The sequence below is a fragment of the Streptomyces sp. CNZ287 genome, from assembly GCF_007827615.1.
In genome coordinates this window covers 148135-172166 of sequence record NZ_VISV01000001.1, presented here as the reverse complement: position 1 = coordinate 172166, position 24032 = coordinate 148135, and the positions used below count along the sequence as shown (strand labels likewise).

Genomic DNA, 24032 nt, shown 5'->3' with positions numbered 1-24032 from the left:
AACCCCGGTTGTCGGCGGGCGCCGCTACGCTCGCTGGAATGCCGGCCCGTATCACCCACCCCGATCAGCTCAAGGAGCTCCTCGGGATCCCCTTCACCGCCGAGCAGACGGCGTGCATCACCGCACCGCCCGCCCCGCAGGTCATCGTGGCGGGTGCGGGGTCCGGCAAGACGACGGTGATGGCGGCCCGGGTCGTGTGGCTGGTCGGTACGGGGCGGGTGGCACCGGAGCAGGTGCTGGGGCTGACGTTCACCAACAAGGCCGCGGCGGAGCTGGCGGAGCGGGTGCGCCGGGCGCTGGCGCAGGCGGGGGTCACGCCGGCGGGCGGTGCGGACGGGGCGTACGGCGAAGGCGCGTACGGCGACGGGGTGCCGGGCGACGGCGCCGCGGAGCCCGGCGAGCCGCGGATCTCCACGTACCACGCCTTCGCCGGCCAACTGCTCAAGGACCACGGCCTGCGCATCGGCCTCGAACCCGGTGCCCGCCTCCTCGCCGACGCCACCCGCTACCAGCTCGCCGCCCGCGTCCTGCGCACCGCCCCCGGCCCGTACCCCGCGCTGACGAAATCCCTCCCGACGCTCGTCAGCGAACTCCTCGCGCTCGACGCCGAGCTGGCGGAACACCTCGTGGATCCGGACGCGCTGGCGGACTTCGGCGCCGCGCAGCTCGCCGCTCTCGACCGGGTCCGGCTCACCAACGACGAGCTGCGCAAGGCCCCCAGGGCCGCGCAGGCCCGGCTGGAGCTGCTCGACCTCGTACGGGCCTACCGGCGCGAGAAGCGCCGCCGCGACCTCCTCGACTTCGGCGACCAGATCGCCCACTCCGCGCTGCTCGCCGAGGACCACCCGGCGGTCGGGCGGCTGCTGCGCGAGGAGTGCCGGGTCGTGCTGCTGGACGAGTACCAGGACACCTCCGTCGCCCAGCGGCGGCTGCTGGCCGGGCTGTTCGGCGGTGGTACGGGGCACGCGGTGACCGCCGTCGGCGACCCCTGCCAGGCGATCTACGGCTGGCGCGGCGCCTCCGTCGCCAACCTCGACGACTTCCCCGCCCACTTCCCGCACGCCGACGGCACCCCCGCGCGCCGCCAGGCGCTCAGGGAGAACCGCCGCAGCGGCGGGCGCCTGCTCGAACTCGCCAACGGCCTCGCCGCCCCCCTGCGCGCCCGCCACGTCGGCGTGGAGGCGCTGCGCCCCGCCCCGGGCGCGGAGCGGCACGGCACGGTGCGCTGCGCGCTGCTGCCGACGTTCGGCGCGGAGCTGGAGTGGCTGGCGGACTCGGTGGCGCATCTGGTGCGTACGGGCACGGCCCCCGGCGACGTCGCCGTCCTGTGCCGCACCGCGGGCGACTTCGGCGACATCCAGGCGGCGCTGGTCGCCCGGGACGTCCCCGTGGAGGTCGTCGGGCTCGCCGGGCTGCTGGACCTGCCGGAGGTCGCGGACCTGGTGGCGATGTGCGAGGTGCTCCAGGACCCGACGGCCAACGCCGCGCTCGTCCGCCTGCTGACCGGCCCGCGGTGGCGCATCGGCCCCCGCGACCTGGCGCTGCTGGGGCGCCGCGCGCGGCTGCTGGTGACCACGGCGCGTACGGACGGCGAACAGGACCCCGACGAGCGGCTGGCGCAGGCCGTGGAGGGCGTCGACCCGGCGGAGGTGGCGTCGCTCGCCGACGCGCTGGACACGTTCCTGGAGGCCCGGCAGCCCGACGACGGGCTGCCGTTCGGCGCGGCGGCGCGGAAGCGGTTCGGCCGGCTGGCGGCGGAGCTGCGGGACCTGCGGCGGTCGCTGGCGGATCCGCTGATGGACGTGCTGCACCGGGTGCTCGGGGCGACGGGCCTGGAGATCGAGCTGTCCGCGTCGCCGCACGCGCTGGCGGCGCGGCGGCGCGAGACGCTGGCGCGCTTCCTCGACGTCGCCGCCGACTACGCCTCCTCCGCCGCCCTCGACGGCGAGGCGACGCTACTGGCGTTCCTGGGCTTCCTGCGGACCGCGGCGCAGTACGAGAAGGGGCTCGACAGCTCGCTGCCGGGCGACGGGCGGGACACGGTCAAGGTGCTCACGGCGCACAAGGCGAAGGGCCTGGAGTGGGACGTCGTGGTGGTGCCGGGGCTGGTGGAGAAGCACTTCCCGAGCCGGCAGCCGCGCGAGTCGTGGGTCACGCAGGGCAAGGTGCTGCCGCACGCGCTGCGGGGCGACGCGGAGACGCTGCCGGACGTGGCGGAGTGGACGGCGCGGGGGCTGAAGGACTTCAAGGCCGCGATGCGGGAGCACCAGGAGGTGGAGGAGCTGCGCCTCGGGTACGTCACCGTGACGCGCCCCCGGTCGCTGCTCCTGGGCTCCGGGCACTGGTGGGGTCCGACGCAGAAGGAGGCGCGGGGCCCGTCGGCGTTCCTGCACGCGCTGCGGGAGCACTGCGAGGGCGGCGGCGGCGAGGTCGAGGAGTGGGCCCCGGAGCCCCCGAAGGCGGCGGAGAACCCGGCCCTGGCGGAGCACGCCGCGGAGCGCGCGTGGCCGCTCCCGCTCGCCCCGGCGGCGACGGCCCGCCGCCGGGAGGCCGCGGCGGCGGTGGAGGCGGCACTGACCCGCCGGGCGACGGCGGACGGGCACGCTCCCGGCACCGGCCCCGACGGCGCCCGGGCCCACCCCCTCGGGCCCGCCGACGTGCGGGTGGTCGAGTCCTGGGACCGGGACCTCGACGCCCTCGAAGCGGAGCTGCTCGCCGCCCGCCGGCCCGTACGGGACGTCACCCTGCCCGCCTCCCTCACCGCCTCGCAGCTCCTCCGGCTCGCCGCCGACGCCGAGGCGTTCACGCAGGAACTGGCCCGGCCCATGCCCCGGCCGCCGATGCCCGCGGCGCGGCGCGGGACGCGGTTCCACGCCTGGGTCGAGTCGCGGTTCGAGGCGCTGCCGCTGCCCATGCTCGGCCCCGACGAGCTGCCCGGCGGCGAGGAGGACGCCCCGGAGATCGCCGACGAGCGCGATCTGGCCGCCCTCAAGGAGTCCTTCGAGCGGTCCCCGTACGCCCGGCGCACGCCGTACCGACTGGAGGCCCCCTTCCAGCTCAGCCTCGCCGGGCGCATGGTCCGCGGCCGTATCGACGCCGTCTACCGGGACCCCGGCGGCGGCTACGAGATCGTCGACTGGAAGACCGGCCGCAGCGGCAGCGCCGACCCCCTCCAGCTCGCCGTCTACCGGCTCGCCTGGGCCGAGCAGGAGCGGCTGCCGCTCGCCGACGTGACCGCCGCCTTCCTCTACGTACGCACCGGGGAGATCGTGCGTCCGGCCACACTCCCGGGAAGAGCGGAGCTTGAGGCCCTGCTGTCCGGCCGGACGGATTAGGCTCGGGGGCATGAGCACCACCCCCGGCAGCGTCGCCGACCCTTCGGCGTGCGTGCGGGACGAGCGCGCGGGGGCCGTGTGCGGCGCGGCGGAAGGGAAGCAGCAGTGACCACGGGCATCGAGCGGGCGGCCTCCCGGCCGGTCTCCTTCACGGCGGACAGCGGCGTCGACCGCGCCGCCCACCACCGCATCGACGAGGCGTGGCTGGCCGCGGCCTGGAGCCACCCGACGACCCGGGTCTTCGTGGTCTGCGAGGGCCAGGTGCTCATCGACGACACCCCCGACGGCGGCACGGCGCTGGTCACGACGCCCGCCTTCGAGGCCCCGCCGACCGAGCAGCACCGCTACTTCCTCGGCACCGACGCCCGCGGCGTGCGCTACTTCGCGCTGCAGAAGGACTCGCTGCCCGGCCGCATGGACGACACCGCGCGCCCCGCGGGGCTGCGCGAGGCGGGGCTGCTGCTGTCGGAGCAGGACGCCGGGCTGATGGTCCACGCCGTCGCGCTGGAGAACTGGCAGCGGCTGCACCGCTTCTGCTCGCGCTGCGGCGAGCGCACGGTCATCGCCGCCGCGGGCCACATCCGCCGCTGCCCGGCGTGCGGCGCGGAGCACTACCCCCGGACGGACCCCGCCGTGATCATGGCCGTGACGGACCCGGAGGACCGGATCCTGCTGGGCCGCCAGGTGCACTGGCCGGAGGGGCGCTTCTCGACGCTCGCGGGCTTCGTCGAGCCCGGCGAGTCGCTGGAGCACGCCGTGCGGCGGGAGGTCTTCGAGGAGGCGGGGGTGGTGGTCGGCGACGTGGAGTACGTGGCCAGCCAGCCGTGGCCGTTCCCCTCGAGCCTCATGGTGGGCTTTCTCGCGCGGGCGGCGGACGCCAAGGGCGCGGAGATCCGGGTGGACGGCGAGGAACTGCACGAGGCGCGCTGGTTCTCCCGCGACGAGTTGGGCGCGGCCTACGAGTCGGGCGAGGTGCTGCCGCCGTACGGCATCTCGATCGCGGGGCGGCTGATCGAGCTGTGGTACGGCTCGGACCTGCCGCGGCGGCCGGGCTGACGGCCGCCGCTGCGGGACCCGCGGGTGCTGCCGGGTGCCGGGCTCCCCGCCCGGCGCCGGCGGCCGCGGTCAGGCGCCGAGGGCGGCCTTGACCTGGGCCAGCGAAGGGTTCGGCATGGCGACGGACTCGCCGCCCTGCCGCGGCACCACGACGACGGTCGGCACGAGCTGATTGCCGTTGTTCACGCTCTCGACGTAGGCGGCGGAGTCCGGGTCCTGCTCGATGTTGACCTCCTCGAACGGGATGCCCTCGCGGTCCATCTGGCTCTTCAGCCGACGGCAGTAGCCGCACCAGGTGGTGCTGTACATCGTGACGGTGCCCGCCATGTCGCTGCGCTCCTTTGGGGGGTCGGCCGGGTCGCGGCGTGATCTGTTCCGGAAGGTGAACGTACCCGGGGACGCCGCCATTCCCGTAGTCCCGGCCGCCGTCTGTGGATAACCGGGCCCTCAACAGGGGCCTGTGGACAACCGGCACACCGGTCCCTGCGGACCTGGCAGCATGGCGGGGTGACAGCAGCACCGCAGCCCCCGTCGTCCCCGCAGCCCTCCCTCTCCCCGGAGCCCACGGAGTTCCCCGCCGTCCCGGGCTCGGCGGACGCGGTGCTGGCGGGGCTCGACCCGGAGCAGCGCGAGGTGGCGACGGCGCTGCGCGGCCCGGTGTGCGTGCTGGCCGGCGCGGGCACGGGCAAGACCCGCGCGATCACCCACCGCATCGCGTACGGGGTGCGGGCTGGCGTGCTCCAGCCGGCCAGCGTGCTGGCCGTCACGTTCACGAACCGGGCGGCCGGCGAGATGCGCGGCCGGCTGCGCCAGCTCGGCGCCCCGGGCGTGCAGGCGCGGACGTTCCACTCCGCCGCCCTGCGGCAGTTGCAGTACTTCTGGCCGCGCGCCGTCGGCGGCGAGCTGCCGCGGCTGCTGGAGCGCAAGGTCCAGTTGGTGGCGGAGGCCGCGGCGCGCACCCGCGTCCGCCTCGATCGCAACGAGCTGCGGGACGTCACCGGCGAGCTGGAGTGGGCGAAGGTCACCCAGACCGCCCCCGAGGACTACGCCGCGGCGCTCGCCAAGACCGGCCGCGACGCCCCGCGCGACCCGGCCGAGATCACCGGGATCTACCGGGGGTACGAGCAGTTGAAGCGCGACCGCGGCGTCATCGACTTCGAGGACGTGCTGCTGCTCACCGTGGGCGTGCTCCAGGACCGTCCGGACATCGCCGAGCAGGTGCACCGGCAGTACCAGCACTTCGTCGTCGACGAGTACCAGGACGTCAGCCCCCTCCAGCAGCGGCTCCTCGAACTGTGGCTCGGCGGCCGTGACAACCTGTGCGTCGTCGGCGACGCCAGCCAGACGATCTACTCCTTCACCGGCGCCACCCCCGACCACCTGCTGGACTTCCGCACCAGGCACCCGGACGCCACCGTCGTCAAGCTCGTCAGGGACTACCGCTCCACACCCCAGGTCGTCCACCTGGCCAACGGCGTGCTCTCCCAGGCCACGGGACGGGCCGCCGCCGCCCGGCTGGAGCTGGTCGCGCAGCGCGACGCGGGCCCGGAGCCGGCGTTCGCGGAGTACGCGGACGAGCCCGCCGAGGCCGAGGGCACCGCCCGGCACGTCCGCCGGCTCATCGACGCGGGCGTGGCGCCCAGCTCCATCGCCGTGCTCTACCGGATCAACGCCCAGTCGGAGGTCTACGAGCAGGCGCTCGCCGACCGCTCCGTGCCGTACCAGATGCGGGGCGCCGAGCGGTTCTTCGAGCGCCCCGAGGTGCGCGAGGCGGGGGTCAAGCTGCGCGGGGCGGCGGTGGCCGGCAAGAACGACGCGATGCTCGACGAGGCCGGCCGGGACGGCGACCTGGCAGCGCAGGTGCGGGCCGTGCTGGGGACGATGGGCTGGTCCCCGGAGGCGCCGGCCGGCTCGGGCGCGGCGCGGGACCGCTGGGAGTCGCTGGCCGCGCTGGTGCGGCTGGCCGAGGACTTCGCGCGGGCCCGGCCGGGAGCGGCGCTGGGGGATCTGGTCGAGGAAGTGGCGGAGCGCGCGGCGGCGCAGCACGCGCCGACGGTCGAGGGTGTGACGCTCGCCTCACTGCACGCCGCGAAGGGCCTGGAGTGGGACGCGGTGTTCCTGGTGGGGCTCACCGAGGGCATGCTGCCGATCACGTACGCCAAGACGCCCGAGCAGATCGAGGAGGAGCGCCGGCTGCTCTACGTCGGCATCACCCGGGCCCGGGTACACCTGTCGCTGTCCTGGGCGCTGTCCCGCTCGCCGGGCGGGCGGGCCTCGCGGGGCCCGAGCCGCTTCCTCACCGGGCTGCGGCCGGGCTCGGGGCGCGGGGGCGCCGCCGGGACGGTGTCGCAGGGCGGCGTGGAGCGCGGCCGTGCGGAGCGGGGCGCGGCAGCCCGGCGCCGGCGCCGCGGCCCGGTGCGCTGCCGGGTCTGCGGGCGGACGCTGACGGACGCCGGCGAGATCAAGCTGATGCGCTGCGAGGACTGCCCCTCGGACATGGACGAGGGGCTGTACGAGCGGCTGCGCGACTGGCGCGCGGTCCAGGCGCAGCGACTGGGACAGCCCGCGTACTGCGTCTTCACCGACAAGACCCTGATCGCCATCGCCGAGGCCGCACCGGTCAACGAGCAGGAACTGTCGGTCATTTCGGGTGTGGGCAAGCGCAAGCTCGACCGATATGGCACCGATGTCCTGGATCTCTGTGCCGGCCGGGAGCCTTCGGGTGAGCCCGCCGAGGAGCCCTGACGGGACCCGGCAAAAAAGTCCCCGAAAAATGGTTTGCGATCGCCGGGAGTAGCCTCATAGCCTTCCGGCACGGAAGAACAGCTCTTCACGGAGCCGGTGATTCCGTGTTGTACTAGGAGACCTTGGACCGGCTCGCCGGTCCGACGAGACCAGAGAGGAGGAGAAACCCATGATCAGCATCACGAAACTTGACGGTCGTGCTGCCGACGGTCGCGAGGTCGTCTCCTCCTGCCTGCTCGCCCTCTCCAAGTTCCAGGTCCCCGCCACCGGTGTGTCCGGTGTCCGTGGCGGTCTGGGTGTCCGTGACGAGCGACCGACCAAGGCACTCCTGGTAGCAGCGGCGCAGGCTCCGGCCTATGCGGCGGCGGCAGCGGGTGCCGACCTCCAGCAGGAGTGGGCCAATGGCGCCTTCGCAGGCGGCATTGCGGCCACGACGCACATGCGGGCCTTCCGCGGGCCTGAACCCTGGAAAGAACCATCTTGATCGACTCGATCGAGACGGCACCTTCCAGGGCCGCGGAACCCGAACCGGGATCCGCGGCCCTTTTGATTTGCCCAACGCAGAAGTTGATCAAGACGACGAGCAAGGACGGAACCGTGTCCCTCCCCGTGCACACCCCGCACAGGCCCACGCCCGACCCCGTGCCCGGCACCACCGACCTGGAGGTCCCCTTGACCACCCAGCTCACCGCTCTCACCGAGCTCGACGAGCGCATCGACGCGCTCGGCGACCTCGTACCCTGCCGCAGCTACGACCCCGAAGTGTTCTTCGCGGAGACTCCGGCGGACGTCGAGTACGCCAAGTCCCTCTGCCAGACCTGTCCCGTCCGTGAGGCCTGCCTCGCGGGTGCGAAGGAGCGCCGCGAGCCGTGGGGCGTCTGGGGCGGCGAGCTGTTCGTCCAGGGCGTGGTGGTGCCGCGCAAGCGGCCGCGTGGGCGTCCGCGGAAGAACCCGGTCGTGGCATGAACGCCCACGGCACGATCGACCGTCCACGCGCACACGCACCGGCAGAGCAGGAAACGACGATGAGCCCGTCCACCGACCACCCCGCAGCACGTCACGAAGCAGGCGCCTACGACGAGCGCCAGAACAGGAACCTTCAGATGCAACTCATGCCAGAAGCCCTTGCCCGGGCCCAGTATCGGGACCGGGTAGAGGCCGCCGAGCAGGAACGCAGGGCCCTGCGCCTCATCGCCGCCCGGCGGATGCAGCGCCGGGCCGAGCGCGCACACATGCGCGCCCGGCGCGCGCTGGCCATGGCGGTCATGCAGTAACGGCCGCGGACAGGGCCCGGGTCGCGGCCGGCCGGCGGCGACCACGGCTCCGGCCGCCGGCGGCCGGCCCGGTCAGGCGGTCGCCGTCGCCGGGTCCTCCGTCGCCGAACCCTCGTGGGGGTCGTCCTCCGGACGACCCCCTTCGGCGTACTCGGCGAAGCCCGGCAGCCACTCCGTCAGCTCCTCGCGCATGCGCACCTGCGCACCGAGCTGGCAGAGCACGCCGATGGTGCTGAGCGTCACCCGGTGTATGAGCAGATACGACGGCGGCAGGTTGAGCTGCCGGCCCAACTGGTGCGCGGGGTTGCGGGGATCGGCGATCCGGGCCGCCTGCGTCCGCATCCACTCGCGGCTGAAGGCGAACTCCGCGACCGCGGCCGGCTCGATGATCGGCAGCAGGTAGTCGATCACCGCTTCCGGGTCGAGAGCGACGTCCGGCTTCACGAACCCCTGCTCGCGCAGCAGCTCGTAGACCTCGTCCGCCTCGCCTTCGAGCGTCATCCCGAGCGCGATGCCGATCTCCTCCGGCAGTCCGCCCGGCAGCCGGTCCACCGTGCCGAAGTCCATCACCCCGAGCCGCCACTCCTCCGGCTCGCCCTCCTTCACCAGCCGGAAGTTGCCCGGGTGCGGATCCGCGTGCAGCAGACCCGTGCGCGCCGTACCGGCGAAGAGGAACCGCGCCAGCAACTGGCCCACCCGGTCCCGCTCCGCCCGCGAGCCGTTCGCTATCAGCTCCGAGACCGGCACCCCGTCCAGCCACTCGGTGACCAGCACCTGGTCCGCCTGGTGCACCACGTCCGGCACCAGCACATCCGGGTCGTCCGCGAACTCCTCCGCGTACGCGCTCTGGGCCCGGGCCTCCAGCCCGTAGTCCAGTTCCTCCGACACCCGGTCCCGCAGCTCCTGGATGAGCGGCTTGATGTCCAGCCCCGGCACCAGCGGCCCCAACAGCCGGGCGAAGCGGCCCAACTGCGCCAGGTCGGACAGCAACGCCTTGCCCGCGCCCGGATACTGCACCTTGACCGCCACCTCGCGGCCGTCGTGCCACACCGCCCGGTGCACCTGCCCGATCGACGCCGCCGCCGCGGGCGTGTCCTCGAACTCCAGGAAGAGATCGCGCCAGTCCGGGCCCAGCCGCTCCGCCAGCGCACCGTGCACCGTGCGCACCGGCATCGGCGGCGCCGCCTCCTGCAGCTTGGTGAGGGCCGCGCGGTACGGCCCCGCGATCTCCTCCGGCAGCGCGGACTCGAAGACGGACAGCGCCTGCCCGAACTTCATCGCCCCGCCCTTCAGCTCTCCCAGCGTCTTGAACAACTGCTCGGCGGTGCGCTGCTGGAGCTCCCGGGCGACCAGCTCCGCCGGCCGGCCGCCGAGCCGCTTGCCCAGCCCCCAGGTGGCCCGCCCGGCGAAGCCCACCGGCAGCGAGGCCAACCTGGCCGTACGCGTGATCGCCTTGCGCGGAAGGTCAGACATGGGCCACTCCCGTATCCCGGTCAGCGGCTGCCGCCGCACCGCACCCGCACCTCGGGTGTGGATCGAGCTTCGTCAACTCCCAGGCCAGGCCCGGCAGCGCGAACTCCAGCCGGGCCCCCGTACAGACCGGCAGGCGCCCGTCGAGAAAAGTAAGCGCGTGGGCCGCCGTCAGCCCTGCCACCATTGTCGCCAACGCCACATCGCACGCGGCAACCCCCTCCCGATCACCTCCGGCCCGCCACTGGGCGAGCATCCGCGGCCACTCCGGCTCCGCCTCCGTCCGGGCCGCCGCGAGGCAGCCCGCGCACGCAGAACCACCCGGCAGCACGAGCGGTCCCACCACCCCCGTGCCCTCCAGCACCCCCGCGTACACGTACGGAATGCCCGCTTCGCGGTACCGCCGCGCGACCTCCGGATCCGGCGCGTACGCCGCCAGCCCGTCCCGCGGCGCCAGCACCACGAGCGACACCGCACCGCCCGGTCGCCCGCCCCGCGCCGCCGGCCACGGCCCGGCCCGCCGCACCGCGCCCACGGCCGCGTCACCGCGCCGCCGGCCGACGTCCCCCGCACCCGCACCGCCCGGCGCCACGTCCCAGGGCTCGACGCAGCCGCCGTCGACCACCTCCACCCCGCCGACGCCCGCGGCGGAGAGCAGCGCCGCCACCGAAGCCCCCACCCGCCCGGCACCGCGCACCACCACCCGCAGCCCCCGCCGCGCCCTCAGCCGCGCCTCCGCGGCCCCGGGCTCCGGATGCACCACGGACAGCGACGCCTGGTCCGCCCGCAACCGCGCCGGTATCACCCCGCCCCGCCGCCGGCCCCCGGGCGGCGACACCCGGCCGGCCCGGGAAGCGGACGCCGGAGGGCCGGACGGCGACGGGCCGGACGACGGCGGGCGGTCCCGCGGCAGCACGACCGCCGGTGCGGCGTGCACTACCGGCGGACCGGCGTCCGCGGAACGGTGGATGCGACGTGGACGGCCCGTGGAGGTCGGGTGGTCGTCCCGGGGAGTTCCCGTGTCATTCGGCGGGGGCGGACCGTCGTCGATCAGCCCGGCCCGCGTCAATCGGGCGACCAGCGTGTCGACCGACCGGGGGGAGAGGCCGAACCTGTGTGCCTCACGGCGCAGCGCGTCCAGTCCGCGCGTGCCGTCCAGCCTGCGCAGGAACAGCCCCGTCGCCGAGTCGACCGGGTGGATCGACACCGCATGTGCCCTGGTCACGCCCATCTGCATGGTGTGCCTGTCGCGCCAGCTCCGCCGCAGCGCCGGCTTGATCATCGGATGCATCGCGCCCCCTCGTTCCTCCGTCACTCTGCCAGCAGCCCGCCCCACTGCGTCATGAGTTATCCACAGGTGCCGGAAAAAGTATTACGAATTGGCCGCGACCTCTGCGGCGGCGCCGCACGCCTGCTCCTGGTCGGGACTTTCTCCGCCCTGACCAGGTAACGTCATGCCGTGCCCGCTGACCCAGAGCACATCCCGGGACGGCCGAAACCGTCGAGAGCGGTCGAGGTCAGACGCAGCACGCGCAGGCGCAGGACCGTTTCCGCATATCGCGAGGGCGACCGCACCGTCGTGCTGATCCCCGCCCGCATGAGCGAGGCGGAGGAGCAGCGCTGGGTCACGGTCATGCTCGACAAGCTGCAGGCCCAGGAGAACCGGCGGATGCCGGGCGACGCCGAGCTGGCCGACCGGGCCCAGCGGCTCTCCGCGCAGTACCTCGAAGGACGGGCCCGGCCCAGCAGCGTGCGCTGGGTCACCAACCAGAACACCCGCTGGGGCTCCTGCACCCCCGCCGAGGGCACGATCCGCCTCTCGCACCGGCTGAAGGGCATGCCGGAGTACGTCATCGACTACGTGCTGATCCACGAGCTGGCCCACCTGCTCGTGCCGGGACACGGCCCCCGCTTCTGGGACCTCGTCGGCGCCTACCCCCGCACCGAGCGGGCCCGTGGCTACCTGGAGGGCGTCGTCGCCGGCGAGAGCCTGCCGTTCATCCCGCGCCCCACACCGACCACCCCGCCACCGGCCAGGGACTAGATGAATGAGTCCGATCTCCCGCCTGCGGCTGGGGGTACCGCCCACGTGCGCGCAGCGCGCTGTGGGGGAGGAGCCCGGCACGCACGCTCGCCGCGTTGTCGGGATCGGCCGAAGAGGCCCCCTATGCGGTCGGCCCTCCGCCTTGCGATCGCACGCACCAGACTCCCCCTACGCCCCGGGGGGGGGCGTGGGCGGTGCCCCCGCCCCGCCCGCCCTCCGGGCGAACGACGCGAGATCGGACTCATTCATCTAGCCGGCCCGGCCCTCGGGCCCGCAGCTCCCCGGCCCTCCGCTCTGCCCCCGCCGTCAGGCCAGCCGCGCCCGGGTGCGTTCCATCAGCAGCGCCACCGACTCGTCGGCGACGCCGGCCACCGCGTCGTACCCGTACCAGCGCAGATCCAGCGACTCCTCGCTGATCGCCGGCACCGCCCCCTCGGGGGCCAGCGCCACGTACTGCACGTCCAGGTGCCAGGCGCACGGCGTGTGGTGCAGGTCGAGGCCGACGGGGCCGCCGGGCAGCAGCGTGAGTCCCGCCACGCCCGACTCCTCGTGCGCCTCCCGCAGCGCCGCCGCGGCCAGCGTCGCGTCCTCGGGCTCGCAGTGGCCGCCCGTCTGCAGCCACATGTTCAGCTTGCGGTGAAGAGTCAGCAGCACCCGCTCATGCGCCGTGTCGACGATCAGCGCGCTGGCCGTCATATGCCCATCCGCGCACGGCTTCCACATCCCGTCGGGATGCGCCGCCAGAAACTCCAGATACCTGAGGCGGAGCGCGTCCTGATCGCCGTCAGGCGCGCTCCACTCCTTCAGTACGCGCTCGGCGTCGTCCCGCAGCGTCACTTGCCCCCGTCGCCCTTGTCGTCGCCCTTGCCGTTGCCGTTGCCGCTGCCGCCGTCCTGCCCGTCCGGGCCGCCCTTCCCGTCCGGCGCGTCCTTCCCGCCGGAGTCACCGGATTCGGCGTCGCCCCCCGAGCCCAGCAGCTTCTCCAGCTCCGAGAAGTCAGCCTGCTCGCTGTGCACGAACCCGTCCGGGTCGTCCAGGTCGCCCGCCGTCGGCAGCATGTCGGGGTGCGCCCACAGCGCGTCCCGCCCGTCGACCCCGCGCGCGTCCGCCAGCGACGCCCACAGCCGCGAGGCGTCCCGCAGCCGCCGCGGCCGCAGCTCCAGGCCGATGAGCGTCGCGAACGTCTGCTCCGCCGGGCCGCCCGTGGCGCGCCTGCGGCGCAGCGCCTCGCGCAGCGAGTTCAGCGACGGGGCGTCCAGGTGCGGCTCCGCGGCCGCGTGCACGACCGCGTCCACCCAGCCCTCGACCAGCGCGAGCGCCGTCTCCAGCCGGGCCAGCGCCGCCTTCTGCTCCGGCGTGTCCTCCGGCTGGAACATGCCCTGCTGCAGCGCCTCCTGCAACTGCTCGGGCCGCTCGATGTCGACCTGGCCGACCAGGTCCTCCAGCTTGGACGTGTCGACCTTGATGCCGCGCGCGTAGCCCTCGACGGCGCCGAAGAGGTGCGAGCGCAGCCACGGCACGTGCGCGAAGAGCCGCTGGTGCGCCGCCTCGCGCAGTGCCAGGTACAGCCGGACCTCGTCCTGCGGCACGCCCAGGCCCTCGCTGAACCGCTTGATGTTCACCGGCAGCAGGGCCGCCTTGCCCGCGGGACCGAGCGGCAGCCCGATGTCGGTGGAGCCGACGACCTCGCCGGCCAGCACCCCCACCGCGTGCCCGATCTGGGTGCCGAACATGGCTCCCCCCATCGAGCGCATCATGCCGATGAGCGGGCCGGCCATGGCCTGCATCTCCTCCGGCAGCACACCGCCCATCGCGGCGCCCACGCGCTCGGCGACCGGGTCGACCAGTTCCTTCCACACCGGAAGCGTCGCCTCGACCCACTCCGCGCGGCTCCAGGCCAGCGCTGCGCCCGAGCCGGAGGGCAGCGACGTCGCGCCGTCCAGCCACAGGTCGGCAAGGCGCACGGACTCCTCGACCGCCTTCCGCTCGGCGGCCCCGACGCTGGCGTCCTTGGACTCTCCCCCAGAGCCTCCGGCCTGGGAGGTGCCCTCAGCGGCGCCCTGGGCGACGGTCTGCCGGGCGATGTCCTTGGCCATGTCCCAGTTGACCGGCCCGCCCTCGTAGCTCAGCATCTGGCCGAGCTGCTGGAAGGCCGCGCCCAGATCCTGCGGGCCCATGGCGCCGCCCTGGCCGCCGAGGGAGCCGAAGATGGCCGCGAACGGGTTCTGCGGGTCGCTCCCGGCGCCCCCGAAGCCGAACGGGTCCCGGCCGCTCCGGTCGCCGTCCCCCTTGCGGGCACCCTTGTCGTCGCCCTCGCCGTCGTCGTCCGGCTCCTTCGGGGGGCCGAATCCGAATGGGGTGTCACTCACGGTTTCCTCGGCTCGTCGGGCCGCCTGCACCGGGCCGGCGGCGTACGCCCTCCACTACCTCCACCCTATGCCGCTTCGTATGCCTGCACGATGTCCTGGCGCCCGCCGCCACCGCCGCGGGTGCGGCTGGGGCAGGATGGATGGAACTACTGCACACAACCACTGGAGCCGCTCGGTGAGTTCCCCGGAACCGAACGTTCGCGCAGCGCGAAAGGCCGCCGATGGGGGCGCGGCCGACGAGCCCGCCCCGGGCGCGTGGCGCCCCGTCGTCGCCGTCACCGGGGCGGCGGCCGGCATCGGCGCCCTTGTCACGGAGCGGCTGGCGGCCTCCGACGAGGTCAAGCAGGTCGTCGCCATCGACGAACGCCGCGGCGAGCTGCCCGAGGCCCATTGGCACGTGCTGGACGTGCGGGACCCCGCGATCGCCGACAAGCTGCGGGGCACGGACGTCGTCGTGCACCTCGCCCTCGACCTGGACCTGGAGACCGACGCCACCGCCCGGACGGCGTACAACGTACGCGGTACGCAGACGGTGCTCACCGCCGCCGCCGCGGCGGGCGTGCGCCGGGTCGTCCTGTGCACCTCCGCCATGGTCTACGGGGCGCTGCCCGACAACCCCGTCCCGCTCGCCGAGGACGCCGAACTGCGCGCCACCGAGGAGGCCACCGGCGTCGGCGACCTGCTGGAGATGGAGCGCCTGGGCCGCCGCGCGCCCCGCGCGCACCCCGGGCTCAACGTCACGGTCGTGCGCCCGGCGGCCGTCGTCGGCGGCGTCGACACCCCGCTGACCAGGTACTTCGAGTCGCCCCGGCTGCTGGTCGTCAAGGGCACCCGGCCGTGCTGGCAGTTCTGCCACATCGACGATCTGGCCGCCGCGCTGGAGTTCGCGGCGCTGGAGAAGGCCGAGGGGGAGCTGGCGGTCGGCTGCGACGGCTGGCTGGAGCAGGAGGAGGTCGAGGAGCTGACCGGCATCCGGCGCATGGAGCTGCCGTCCGCCGTCGCGCTCGGCGCCGCCTCCCGGCTGCACCGCCTCGGGCTCACCCCGTCGCCGGCCGGTGACCTGGCGTACACGATGTACCCGTGGGTCGTCAGCGGCAGCAGGCTGCACGACGCGGGCTGGCGCCCGCAGCACACCAACGAGGAGGTCCTCGCCGAGCTGCTGGCGGAGGTCTCCGGCCGGCACACCGTCGCGGGCCGCCGGCTGGGCCGCAAGGACGCCGCCGCGGCGGGCGCCGCGGGTGCGGCCGGGGCGACGGTCGCGCTGCTGGGCACGGCCGCGGTCGTGCGCCGGGTGCGCAAGGCGCGGCGCGGCAAGATCTGAGCCGGCGCGGCGGCGGAGCGTCGCGTACGGACCGCGCCCCGGCCCTTACGCGCGCCGGCCGCCGCCGACCGTCGTGCGGGGGCGCGCCGGCGGTCCCGTGCGGCAGGATGGACGGATGGCAGACACCCCGCAGCACCCGGGCGAGCAGGCCGCAGCAGACCCCGTACGGCTCGTCGCGATCCGTGAGCAGCCGCTCTCGCTCGACGAGGTCTTCGCCGCCGTGGGCGACCCCGCCGCGGGCGGCACGGCGCTCTTCGTCGGCACGGTCCGTGACCACGACCGGCAGGCGGCGTCCGAGCGCGTCCAGGACGTGACCGCGCTCGGGTACTCGTCCCATCCGACCGCCGAGGCCGAGATGCGCCGGATCGCGGAGAAGGTCGCGGCCGACTATCCGGTGCGGGCGCTGGCCGTCGTCCACCGCGTGGGGGAACTGGCCGTGGGAGATCTCGCCGTCGTCGTCGCCGTCTCCTGCCCGCACCGCGGGGAGGCGTTCGACGCCTGCCGTAGCCTGGTCGACACCCTGAAGCGCGAAGTTCCCATCTGGAAACACCAGAAGTTCACAGACGGGACGGAGGAATGGGTAGGCGCTGGCTGAGGTTGTCGAGTTGCGTAACTTTCGGGCCCGCGTGAGCGTTGGCTTAACGGAAAGACCTCACGTCAGCTAGGAGCACGGGATGGCAGCGATAGCCTGGTTGGTCATACCCCTCGCATCGGCCGGGGGAGCCGCGATATGGGCAAGCTGGGCAACGCGCACCCGCAGGGTGGGCGACAGCACGGAGCTCGCGGGGTACGCCCGCTTCCGGGAAGCCATGGAGCGTAGCCACTCACGTTCCGGGGCCGCTTGAGCGTCCCGTACTGTCGTTCTATGCCACGCCGCACGGCGACGCTGCTCGCCTCCACCGTGACGCTGCTCGCCATCCTCGTCGCCGGGGTCTTCATCCCCGTTCCGTACGCAGAGATGTCGCCCGGGCCCACGGTGAACACCCTCGGGGGCCACGACGGCGAGCCCGTCCTGCAGATAGAGGACCGCAAGACGTATCCGACGAGCGGCAACCTCAACATGACGACGGTCCGCGTCACCGGCGCCGACTACAAGATGAACCTCGTCGAGGCGGTCTACGGCTGGCTCTCGCCCGACGACGCGGTGGTGCCGCACGAGTCGCTGTACCCCGACGACAGCACCGCCGAGGAAGTCGACCAGCAGAACGCCGAGCAGTTCACCGCCTCGCAGGAGAGCGCCAAGGTCGCCGCGCTCGACGAGTTGGGCATCCCCTTCACCACGCGCGTGATCGTGGCCTCCGTGGTAGCGGGCGGTGCCGCGCAGGGCACCCTGCACGCCGGTGACGTGATCAAGGCCGTCGACGGCGAGCCCGTCGACGGGCCGAGCGATGTGGTCAAGCTGGTCACCAGCCGCAAGCCGGGGGAGAAGGTCACGTTCCGCATCGTCCCCGCGGACAAGGCCGAGAAGGCCGAGAAGAACGGCGAGGACCCCCGCAGGCTGCCGGGTGAGGAGATCACCGTCACCACCAGGGAGTCCGAACAGGAGCCCGGCAAGGCCATGGTGGGCATCACGGCGGGCACCGCGCACACCTTCCCGTTCGAGATCGACATCAAGCTCGCCGACGTCGGCGGCCCCAGCGCGGGGCTGATGTTCGCGCTCGGCATCGTCGACAAGCTCACCAAGGGCGACCTCACGGGCGGCGAGTTCGTCGCCGGCACCGGCACGATCGACACCGAGAGCCGGGTCGGGCCGATCGGCGGCATCCACATGAAGACCGTCGGCGCCCGCGACCAGGGTGCGAAGTTCTTCCTCACGCCCGCGGCGAACTGCGCCACGGCCGCGCGGGACGTCCCCGACGGGCTCACGCTCATCGAGATCCGGACGATGTCCGACGCGATGGACGCGCTGAAGGACATCCGCGACGGCAATCTGGACCAGCTCGACGAGTGCAAGGAGTAGTTGGGCGCGTACGGAGCGCGCGGAACGGGTAACGGCAGGCCACCCCGGAGGAGGCGGCCGGCCGTCACGGCGGGGTCAGTCGAACGTCGCCGCCAGCGCCCGGGCGAGCCCCGGCACCAGATCCGGCCCCGTGAGCACCTCCGTGGGCGCGTCCTTGGAGCGCAGCCGCACCGCGGCCTCCCGGCTGCCGTCGCGCAGTACGCCGACCGTCATCCGGACCTCCTCGCGCCGCGGATGCCCGGCGACCCAGGCGGCGAGCCCCTCCTCGTCGAGATCGTCCGGGACTTCGGCCTCCGCCGCCGGCGGGAGCATCAGCCGCTCGACCGTGAGCGCGCAGCCACCGACCGCGTCGGGCCAGGCGATGGTGCCGAGGAACTCGTCGAGCGGCTGCCCGGTGGGCAGTTCCTGCTGCTCGATCGGCGTGTACGAGACCTGCGCGGCCGGCCCCGCGGCGGACTCGGCGGCGGTGCCGTCGCCGGCGCCCTGACCTGCGTCGAGGTTCAGCCGCTCGGCGAGGTCCGGCTCCTGCGCGCGCAGCCGCGCGGTGTCGACGAGGGCGAAGAGCCGGGGCGGCCGGTCCCAGCCGAAACCGGCCGCGTACTCGTCAAGCTCCAGGACCGCGCGAGTCAGCGGGTCGGCTGCCAGGGGTGGACCGCCGGTGGGAGAGTTGGACATGTTTGCAATCCTGCCTCATCGGTCTCTGCCACCCCCCGGCGGGAACTGAGTAAAGCTTTAGTAAGTTGCCACATTGGGCCCCTGTGCCGCGGGGGCCGTATGACATGACGTTCACGTCTCGATCGAGGTGCCACCTTGGCTTTCCAGATGCCGGACCGCGGCGGGGGCCCCACCGGGCCACGGATCAGTGTGGGCAGGCCGTCCCGGCGAGTACGAACACTGCTGATGACCCTGGGTGCGCTCGCCATCCTGGGGATCATCTTCGTCATGTTCGCCGGCTTCTGGACGGACTGGCTCTGGTACCGCTCCGTCGGTTATTCGTCGGTCTTCACCACCCGGTTGTGGACCAAGGTGGGGCTGTTCTTCGTCTTCGGCCTGCTGATGGCGTTCGCCGTGGGCTTCAACATCTGGCTGGCCCACCGGCTCAGGCCGCCGCTCAGCGCGATGTCGCTGGAGCAGGAGAGCCTCGACCGTTACCGGATGAACCTGGCGCCGTACAAGAAGTGGGTGCTGCTCGGCATCGCCACGCTGGTGGGCCTCATCGCCGGCGCCTCCGCGACCGGGCAGTGGCGCACCTGGCTGCTGTGGGTCAACGGCCAGTCGTTCGGCGAGAAGGACCCGCAGTTCCACAAGGACATCTCCTTCTTCGCGTTCGACCTGCCGTGGTACCGCTTCCTGCTCGGCTTCGGCTTCGCCACGGTCGTGCTGTGCACCATCGCCGCCGCGCTCACGCACTACCTCTACGGCGGCCTGCGGATCTCCAGCCCGGGCGCGCGCGCGACGTCCGCGGCGACCGGCCATCTCGCGGTGCTGCTCGGCACCTTCGTGGCGCTGAAGGCGGTGGCCTACTGGTTCGACCGCTACAGCCTGGCGACCAAGACCAGCGGCCTGAAAACCACCGACGGCTGGACAGGGCTGCGCTACGTCGACGCGAACGCGTATCTGCCCGCGAAGACGATCCTCTTCGTCATCGCGATCATCTGCGCGGTGCTCTTCTTCGCCACGCTGTGGCGGCGCACCTGGCAGTTGCCGCTCATCGGCCTCGGCCTGATGGTGCTCTCGGCGATCCTGATCGGCGGGCTGTACCCGGCGATCGTGCAGAAGTTCCAGGTGCAGCCGAACGAGCAGGCCAAGGAGACGCCGTTCATCAAGAAGAACATCGACGCGACGCGCAAGGCGTACGACATCGATGGCTCCCAGGTGACGGAGTACTCGGGCCAGGCGCCCAAGGACATCACCAACGAGCAGCTGCGCAGCGCCGTCGACAGCACGGCGAGCGTCCGGCTGCTCGACCCGAGCGTGGTCTCGCCGACGTACCAGCAGCAGCAGCAGGTCCGCGGCTACTACCAGTTCCCGGGCACGCTGGACGTCGACCGGTACGAGGACGAGGACGGCGACTCGCAGGACACCGTCGTCGGCCTGCGTGAGATCAACGTGAACGGCATCCCGGAGAAGGGCTGGATCAACAGCCACTTCCGGTACACCCACGGCTACGGCGTCGTCGCGGCCAAGGGCACCGAGGTCACCGAGGACGGCGACCCGGCGTACACGGAGAAGGACCTGCCGCCCGAGGGCGAGCTGGGCGACTACGAGCCCCGCATCTACTACGGCGAGCAGACCCGCGACTACTCGATCGTGGGCGGCCCGCAGGACGAGGTCGACTACGCCGACGAATCCGGCGAGAAGACGTACCGCTACAAGGGCGACAGCGGCGTCGACCTGTCCAACCCGATCAACAGGGCCGCGTACGCGCTGACGTTCAGCGAGCCGCAGATCATGTACTCCGGTGCGATCGGCGACGGCTCGCAGATCATCTACAACCGCACCCCGAAGGAGCGGGTGGAGGCCGTCGCGCCGTGGCTGACGATCGACGGCGACCCGTATCCGGCGGTGGTCGACGGCCGGATCACCTGGATCGTCGACGCCTACACCACCAGCAACGGCTACCCGTACTCGACCAGGACCACCCTGGGCGACACGACGGCCGACTCGCTGACGGACGACCAGCGTTCGGTGGTCGCGCAGCAGAACCAGGTCAACTACATCCGCAACTCGGTGAAGGCCACCGTCGACGCGTACGACGGCAGCGTGGACCTCTACGAGTGGGACACCGAGGACCCCGTCCTCAAGACCTGGATGAAGGCGTTCCCCGACACGGTCAAGCCGCGTGGGGAGATCAGCGACGCGCTCATGGACCACCTGCGCTACCCGCAGGACCTGTTCAAGGTCCAGCGCGAACTGCTGACGCAGTACCACGTCACCGGCTCCAAGCAGTTCTACTCCGGCAGTGAGCAGTGGGAGATCCCGGACGACCCGACCACCAAGGTCGAGTCCTCGGTGCCGCCCTACTACCTGAGCATGAAGATGCCGGACCAGGACTCGCGGTCGTTCTCGCTGACGACCACGTTCACGCCGCGCAACCGGAACAACCTGGGCGCGTACATGGCCGTGGGCGCGGACGCGCGCAGCGACGACTTCGGGCAGATCAGAATCCTGAAGCTGCCACCCAACAGTCCGGTGCCGGGGCCGAAGCTCGTGCAGTCCAGATTCAACTCCAACGCCACGATCGCCGACCAGATCAACATCCTTCAGAGAGGCGATTCGGAAGTCATCTACGGCAACCTGCTGACGGTGCCGTTGGAGGGCGGACTGATCTACATCGAGCCGGTGTACGTGCAAGGCACCGGCACCGGCTACCCGTTGCTGCGCAAGGTGCTGGTCACGTACGGCGATCAGACGGCCTTCGAGGACACGCTGCCCAAGGCGCTGAACGTCGTCTTCGGGGTGGAGGAAGCGACACCACCCGAGGACACGGGCGAGGAGCCGCCACCGGAGGAGCCACCACCGGCCGGCGGTAGCCTCCAGGACGCCGTGGAGGACGCTCAGAAGGCCTACGAGGACGGTCAGCAGGCGCTCCAGGACCAGGACTGGGAGGCGTACGGCAAGGCCCAGGACGACCTGGAGGAGGCGCTCCAGCGGATCGAGGACGCCGAGCAGCAGGCCGGCGCGAACGGCGACGGAGCCGGTGAGGGAGCCGGTGAGGGAGCCGGCGACGGCGGAGCCGACGGAGCCGGTGACGGCGGAGGCGGCAGCGATGCCGGTGATGCCGGTGACGGCGGCGGCAGCGGGGCCTAGCGCGGCCGTGGCCCGCCGGACGTGACGTCCGGCGGGCCACGGGCCGCGAGGACAGGCGGCGTTGGGACCCCCGGCAGCGTGATAGCCTTACGGCACACGACGCGGGGTGGAGCAGCTCGGTAGCTCGCTGGGCTCATAACCCAGAGGTCGCAGGTTCAAATCCTGTCCCCGCTACGCGAGATCGAGGCCCGGAGTCCATCGGACTCCGGGCCTCGACGTGTTCCTGCCGCGTGATCCGTGTGCACCGTGGGGGCGGTGTGGTGAGGGGGACGGATGCATCGTGTGTGTGTTTCTGAGGTCATTGTTTTGAGGGGTGTCGGCGTGACAAGGTTTGTTCAGTCGTTGTGTCGGGAAGTCGACAAACCGCTGAAGTGACCTTCCTGGCTGCGGTATACCAGGTGTACGCGGGTTGCAGGTGGTGCGACGATGGACCTCATGGGGGACGAGGCAAGGGTGTTGGACGCCCGTAAGACAGGGGGCACCGGCGGACAGGAGCGCAAGGCTCCCGCCGCCGGTGAGCCGAGCGCTGCGCGCGGCCAGGATCCGGCCGTGGCGCGGCTCAGCGCGGAGGGCGCCGCCCTGCTGCGCAAGGGGGACCTGGACGGCGCGGAGCCGGTGCTGCGCGCGGCGACCGCCGAGGGCGACCGGGCCGCGGCGAACAACCTGGGCGTGCTGCTCTACCAGCGCGGCCAGGTGCACGAGGCGGCCGGCTGGTGGCGCATCGCCGCGGTCGGCGGCTCGCCCGCCGCCGCGCACGCGCTGGGGCGCTACTACCGGGAGAACGGCGACGAGCCCGGCGCCGAGTACTGGCTGCGCCAGTCCGCCGAGGCCGGCCATGCGCTGGGCGCCTACGCCCTCGCCGACCTGCTGGAGCACCGCAGCGACGTGGGCGCGGAGCGCTGGTTCCGGATCGCCGCCGACAAGGGGCACCGCGAGGCGGCGTACCGCCTCGCGCGCATCCTGGACACCGGCACCCGGGCCAGGTCCGGCAGCGGCGTCGAGACCGGTACGCGGCTGACGCCCCCGGCGGCGCCGGGCGCGGTGAGCCTCGTCCGCGGCGGGCCCGGGGCCGGCGACGACCCGGTCGCCGAGGCCGAGCAGTGGTACCGGCAGGCCGCCGCGCGCGGGCACGTGCGCGCCGCCCTGCACCTCGGCACGCTCCTGGAGGAGCGCGGCGAGTCGCAGGAGGCCGGCCGGTGGTACGTGATCTCCGCGCGGGGCGGCGAGCCGCGGGCGGCCTGCGCGCTGGGCTTCCTGCTGCGCGACGCGGGGGACGACGCCAGCGCGGCCGTGTGGTGGCGCCAGGCGGCCAGGGACGGCGACGGCAACGCGGCGAACGCGCTCGGCGCGCTCTACGCCGACCGCGGCGAGCCGCAGGAGGCGGAGCGGTGGTACCGGGCGGCGCTCGGTGCGGGCGACGTCAACGGCGCGTACAACCTGGCGCTGCTGTGCGCCGGGGAGAACCGGGTCGAGCAGGCCGAGCAGTGGTACCGGCAGGCCGCGTACACGGGTCACTGCGAGGCGGCCAACGCGCTGGCCGTGCTGCTGCTGCAGCGCGGCGACGCCGCGGGCGCCGAGCCGTGGTTCTCGAAGGCCGCGGAGGCGGGCAGCGTCGACGCGGCGTTCAACCTCGGGATCATCCACGCGGGCCGGGACGACGAGACGGGCGCGCGGCAGTGGTACGAGCGTGCCGCGTCGGCCGGGCACGTGGAGGCCGCGCTGCAGGTCGGCATCGCGCTGCTGCGCGAGGGCGAGGAGAAGGACGCCGAGCACCGGCTGCGGACGGCCGCCGAGGGCGGCAGCGCCGAGGGGGCGTTCCGGCTGGCGGCGCTGCTGGACGACCGGCGGCCAGGGGCCGGAGCGGGGCCGGGGCCGGACGCCGCGGGCTCGCGCGGTGCGCGGGCGTGGGGCGGCCCGGGCCCCGCGGGTACGGCGGGCGGCTCGGACGCCGACGCAGCCGAGTGCGAGCGGTGGTACGAGCAGGCCGCGCGGCAGGGGCACCGGCGTGCCCAGGTGCGGCTGGGCATGCGCGCGGCCGCCCGGGGCGACACGGAGGCCGCGGGCCGGTGGTACCGGGCCGCGGCGGAGGCCGGCAGCCGCAACGGCGCGTTCAACCTGGGCCTGCTGCTGGCCCGGGAGGGCAGCGTGCCGGAGGCGGCGATCTGGTGGCGCCGGGCGGCGGAGCACGGCCACGGCCGCGCGGCGCTGCGGCTGGCGCTGCTGGCGGCCCGGCGGGGCGACCTGCCGGAGAGCCAGCACTGGTCGTCGCGCGCGGTGGAGCTGGGCCCCGCGGAGGTCGCGGAGCGCGCCGCCCGGCTGCGGGACGCGCTCGCGCAGGAGCTGACCGCCTGAGGAGCGGCCCGGGTGGTCCCCGGCCGCCGCCGAGGGGCGCGTAACGCCGCGGGTCGGCCCGGCAGGGCCTCGTACGGTCGGAAGCGGCCGGTGGCACACAGCCGCCGGCCGCTTCTGCGTGGTGTTCGCCCGCGCACAGACAACGACGGAGGCCCGGACCATGTGGTCCGGGCCTCCGTCAGTGGTAGCGGGGACAGGATTTGAACCTGCGACCTCTGGGTTATGAGCCCAGCGAGCTACCGAGCTGCTCCACCCCGCGTCGGTGAAACCAACACTACCCCTGGCGCATCGACCAG

General features: G+C 73.4%; 18 protein-coding genes and 2 tRNA genes. 13 read left to right on the top strand and 7 right to left on the bottom strand.

Going from position 1 to position 24032, the window contains the following annotated elements; genetic code table 11:
- The first annotated feature begins 38 nt into the window (after positions 1 to 38).
- Together FB457_RS00770 and nudC are read left to right on the top strand one after the other, a co-directional pair.
- The gene (locus FB457_RS00770; RefSeq protein ID WP_145780432.1) at positions 39 to 3335 is read left to right on the top strand and encodes an ATP-dependent DNA helicase; all 3297 of its coding nucleotides are present in this window, start codon (positions 39 to 41) and stop codon (positions 3333 to 3335) included.
- Positions 3336 to 3440: 105 nt separating this feature from the next.
- Positions 3441 to 4391, top strand: a complete 951-nt coding sequence (nudC, locus tag FB457_RS00765) for an NAD(+) diphosphatase (RefSeq protein WP_047017928.1) — start codon at positions 3441 to 3443, stop codon at positions 4389 to 4391.
- A 69-nt stretch (positions 4392 to 4460) separates the two neighbouring features.
- Here nudC and FB457_RS00760 read toward each other — a convergent pair whose 3' ends face one another.
- Complete coding sequence (locus FB457_RS00760) at positions 4461 to 4718, bottom strand: mycoredoxin (protein WP_047017929.1); 258 nt, start codon at positions 4716 to 4718, stop codon at positions 4461 to 4463.
- A gap of 180 nt (positions 4719 to 4898) precedes the next feature.
- Here FB457_RS00760 and FB457_RS00755 point away from each other — a divergent pair, with 180 nt between their 5' ends.
- From FB457_RS00755 to FB457_RS00740, 4 genes are all read left to right on the top strand, one after another.
- The gene (locus FB457_RS00755; protein ID WP_486588886.1) at positions 4899 to 7136 is read left to right on the top strand and encodes an ATP-dependent DNA helicase UvrD2; all 2238 of its coding nucleotides are present in this window, start codon (positions 4899 to 4901) and stop codon (positions 7134 to 7136) included.
- Positions 7137 to 7305: 169 nt separating this feature from the next.
- On the top strand, positions 7306 to 7620 hold the full coding sequence (locus FB457_RS00750; protein WP_047017931.1) for a hypothetical protein: 315 nt from the start codon (positions 7306 to 7308) through the stop codon (positions 7618 to 7620).
- Positions 7621 to 7778: 158 nt separating this feature from the next.
- On the top strand, positions 7779 to 8102 hold the full coding sequence (locus tag FB457_RS00745) for a WhiB family transcriptional regulator (protein WP_276314995.1): 324 nt from the start codon (positions 7779 to 7781) through the stop codon (positions 8100 to 8102).
- Entirely contained in the window at positions 8099 to 8410 is a 312-nt protein-coding gene (locus FB457_RS00740; RefSeq protein ID WP_047017932.1) for a hypothetical protein, read from the top strand. The genes FB457_RS00745 and FB457_RS00740 overlap by 4 nt, the downstream gene beginning before the upstream one ends.
- Before the next feature lie 72 nt (positions 8411 to 8482).
- Here the strand turns inward: FB457_RS00740 and FB457_RS00735 are convergent, their stop codons facing one another.
- Together FB457_RS00735 and FB457_RS00730 are read right to left on the bottom strand one after the other, a co-directional pair.
- The gene (locus FB457_RS00735) at positions 8483 to 9883 is read right to left on the bottom strand and encodes an ABC1 kinase family protein (protein ID WP_047020355.1); all 1401 of its coding nucleotides are present in this window, start codon (positions 9881 to 9883) and stop codon (positions 8483 to 8485) included.
- Positions 9876 to 11171, bottom strand: a complete 1296-nt coding sequence (locus FB457_RS00730; RefSeq protein WP_145780430.1) for a ThiF family adenylyltransferase — start codon at positions 11169 to 11171, stop codon at positions 9876 to 9878. Before FB457_RS00730 ends, FB457_RS00735 begins: the two co-directional genes overlap by 8 nt.
- A 168-nt stretch (positions 11172 to 11339) precedes the next feature.
- On the opposite strand from FB457_RS00730, the gene FB457_RS00725 reads away from it, so the two are divergent.
- Positions 11340 to 11924: a M48 metallopeptidase family protein gene (locus FB457_RS00725; protein ID WP_078898434.1), complete on the top strand. Its 585-nt coding sequence runs from the start codon at positions 11340 to 11342 to the stop codon at positions 11922 to 11924.
- A 306-nt stretch (positions 11925 to 12230) separates the two neighbouring features.
- Here the strand turns inward: FB457_RS00725 and FB457_RS00715 are convergent, their stop codons facing one another.
- Positions 12231 to 12761 carry an NUDIX hydrolase gene (locus FB457_RS00715; RefSeq protein ID WP_047017935.1) on the bottom strand — a complete coding sequence of 177 codons (531 nt, stop codon included), beginning with the start codon at positions 12759 to 12761 and terminating at the stop codon, positions 12231 to 12233.
- Positions 12758 to 14293 (bottom strand): zinc-dependent metalloprotease, encoded by a 1536-nt coding sequence (locus tag FB457_RS00710; protein WP_145780427.1) that lies wholly within the window; start codon positions 14291 to 14293, stop codon positions 12758 to 12760. The genes FB457_RS00715 and FB457_RS00710 overlap by 4 nt, the downstream gene beginning before the upstream one ends.
- A 175-nt stretch (positions 14294 to 14468) precedes the next feature.
- Between FB457_RS00710 and FB457_RS00705 the strand changes: the two genes are divergently transcribed.
- The 3 genes from FB457_RS00705 (at position 14469) to FB457_RS00695 (ending at position 17574) form a co-directional block, all read left to right on the top strand.
- Complete coding sequence (locus FB457_RS00705; protein ID WP_047017937.1) at positions 14469 to 15614, top strand: SDR family oxidoreductase; 1146 nt, start codon at positions 14469 to 14471, stop codon at positions 15612 to 15614.
- 115 nt (positions 15615 to 15729) lie between these two features.
- Entirely contained in the window at positions 15730 to 16209 is a 480-nt protein-coding gene (locus FB457_RS00700) for a molybdenum cofactor biosynthesis protein MoaE (protein ID WP_145780425.1), read from the top strand.
- Positions 16210 to 16479: 270 nt separating this feature from the next.
- Positions 16480 to 17574 carry a YlbL family protein gene (locus tag FB457_RS00695; protein WP_047017939.1) on the top strand — a complete coding sequence of 365 codons (1095 nt, stop codon included), beginning with the start codon at positions 16480 to 16482 and terminating at the stop codon, positions 17572 to 17574.
- Between the two features lie 75 nt (positions 17575 to 17649).
- Here FB457_RS00695 and FB457_RS00690 read toward each other — a convergent pair whose 3' ends face one another.
- The gene (locus tag FB457_RS00690) at positions 17650 to 18249 is read right to left on the bottom strand and encodes a PPA1309 family protein (protein WP_047017940.1); all 600 of its coding nucleotides are present in this window, start codon (positions 18247 to 18249) and stop codon (positions 17650 to 17652) included.
- Between the two features lie 147 nt (positions 18250 to 18396).
- Here FB457_RS00690 and FB457_RS00685 point away from each other — a divergent pair, with 147 nt between their 5' ends.
- The 3 genes from FB457_RS00685 to FB457_RS00675 all read left to right on the top strand — a co-directional run bounded on the left by FB457_RS00685 (position 18397) and on the right by FB457_RS00675 (position 23736).
- Entirely contained in the window at positions 18397 to 21384 is a 2988-nt protein-coding gene (locus FB457_RS00685; protein ID WP_186461919.1) for a UPF0182 family protein, read from the top strand.
- Positions 21385 to 21484: 100 nt separating this feature from the next.
- Positions 21485 to 21558 (top strand) — tRNA-Met (locus tag FB457_RS00680).
- Between the two features lie 375 nt (positions 21559 to 21933).
- Positions 21934 to 23736: a tetratricopeptide repeat protein gene (locus tag FB457_RS00675; RefSeq protein ID WP_047017942.1), complete on the top strand. Its 1803-nt coding sequence runs from the start codon at positions 21934 to 21936 to the stop codon at positions 23734 to 23736.
- 182 nt (positions 23737 to 23918) lie between these two features.
- On the opposite strand, the gene FB457_RS00670 is transcribed toward FB457_RS00675, so the two are convergent.
- A tRNA-Met gene (locus tag FB457_RS00670) sits at positions 23919 to 23995 on the bottom strand.
- Positions 23996 to 24032 lie beyond the last annotated feature (37 nt).

Coding starts and splice junctions, on each gene's coding strand:
- FB457_RS00685 (WP_186461919.1), top strand. CDS start 18,397: ATGCCGGACCGCGGCGGGGGCCCCACCGGGCCACGGATCAGTGTGGGC.
- FB457_RS00760 (WP_047017929.1), bottom strand. CDS start 4,718: ATGGCGGGCACCGTCACGATGTACAGCACCACCTGGTGCGGCTACTGC.
- FB457_RS00730 (WP_145780430.1), bottom strand. CDS start 11,171: ATGCATCCGATGATCAAGCCGGCGCTGCGGCGGAGCTGGCGCGACAGG.
- FB457_RS00735 (WP_047020355.1), bottom strand. CDS start 9,883: ATGTCTGACCTTCCGCGCAAGGCGATCACGCGTACGGCCAGGTTGGCC.
- FB457_RS00695 (WP_047017939.1), top strand. CDS start 16,480: ATGCCACGCCGCACGGCGACGCTGCTCGCCTCCACCGTGACGCTGCTC.
- FB457_RS00750 (WP_047017931.1), top strand. CDS start 7,306: ATGATCAGCATCACGAAACTTGACGGTCGTGCTGCCGACGGTCGCGAG.
- FB457_RS00740 (WP_047017932.1), top strand. CDS start 8,099: ATGAACGCCCACGGCACGATCGACCGTCCACGCGCACACGCACCGGCA.
- FB457_RS00770 (WP_145780432.1), top strand. CDS start 39: ATGCCGGCCCGTATCACCCACCCCGATCAGCTCAAGGAGCTCCTCGGG.
- FB457_RS00690 (WP_047017940.1), bottom strand. CDS start 18,249: ATGTCCAACTCTCCCACCGGCGGTCCACCCCTGGCAGCCGACCCGCTG.
- FB457_RS00700 (WP_145780425.1), top strand. CDS start 15,730: ATGGCAGACACCCCGCAGCACCCGGGCGAGCAGGCCGCAGCAGACCCC.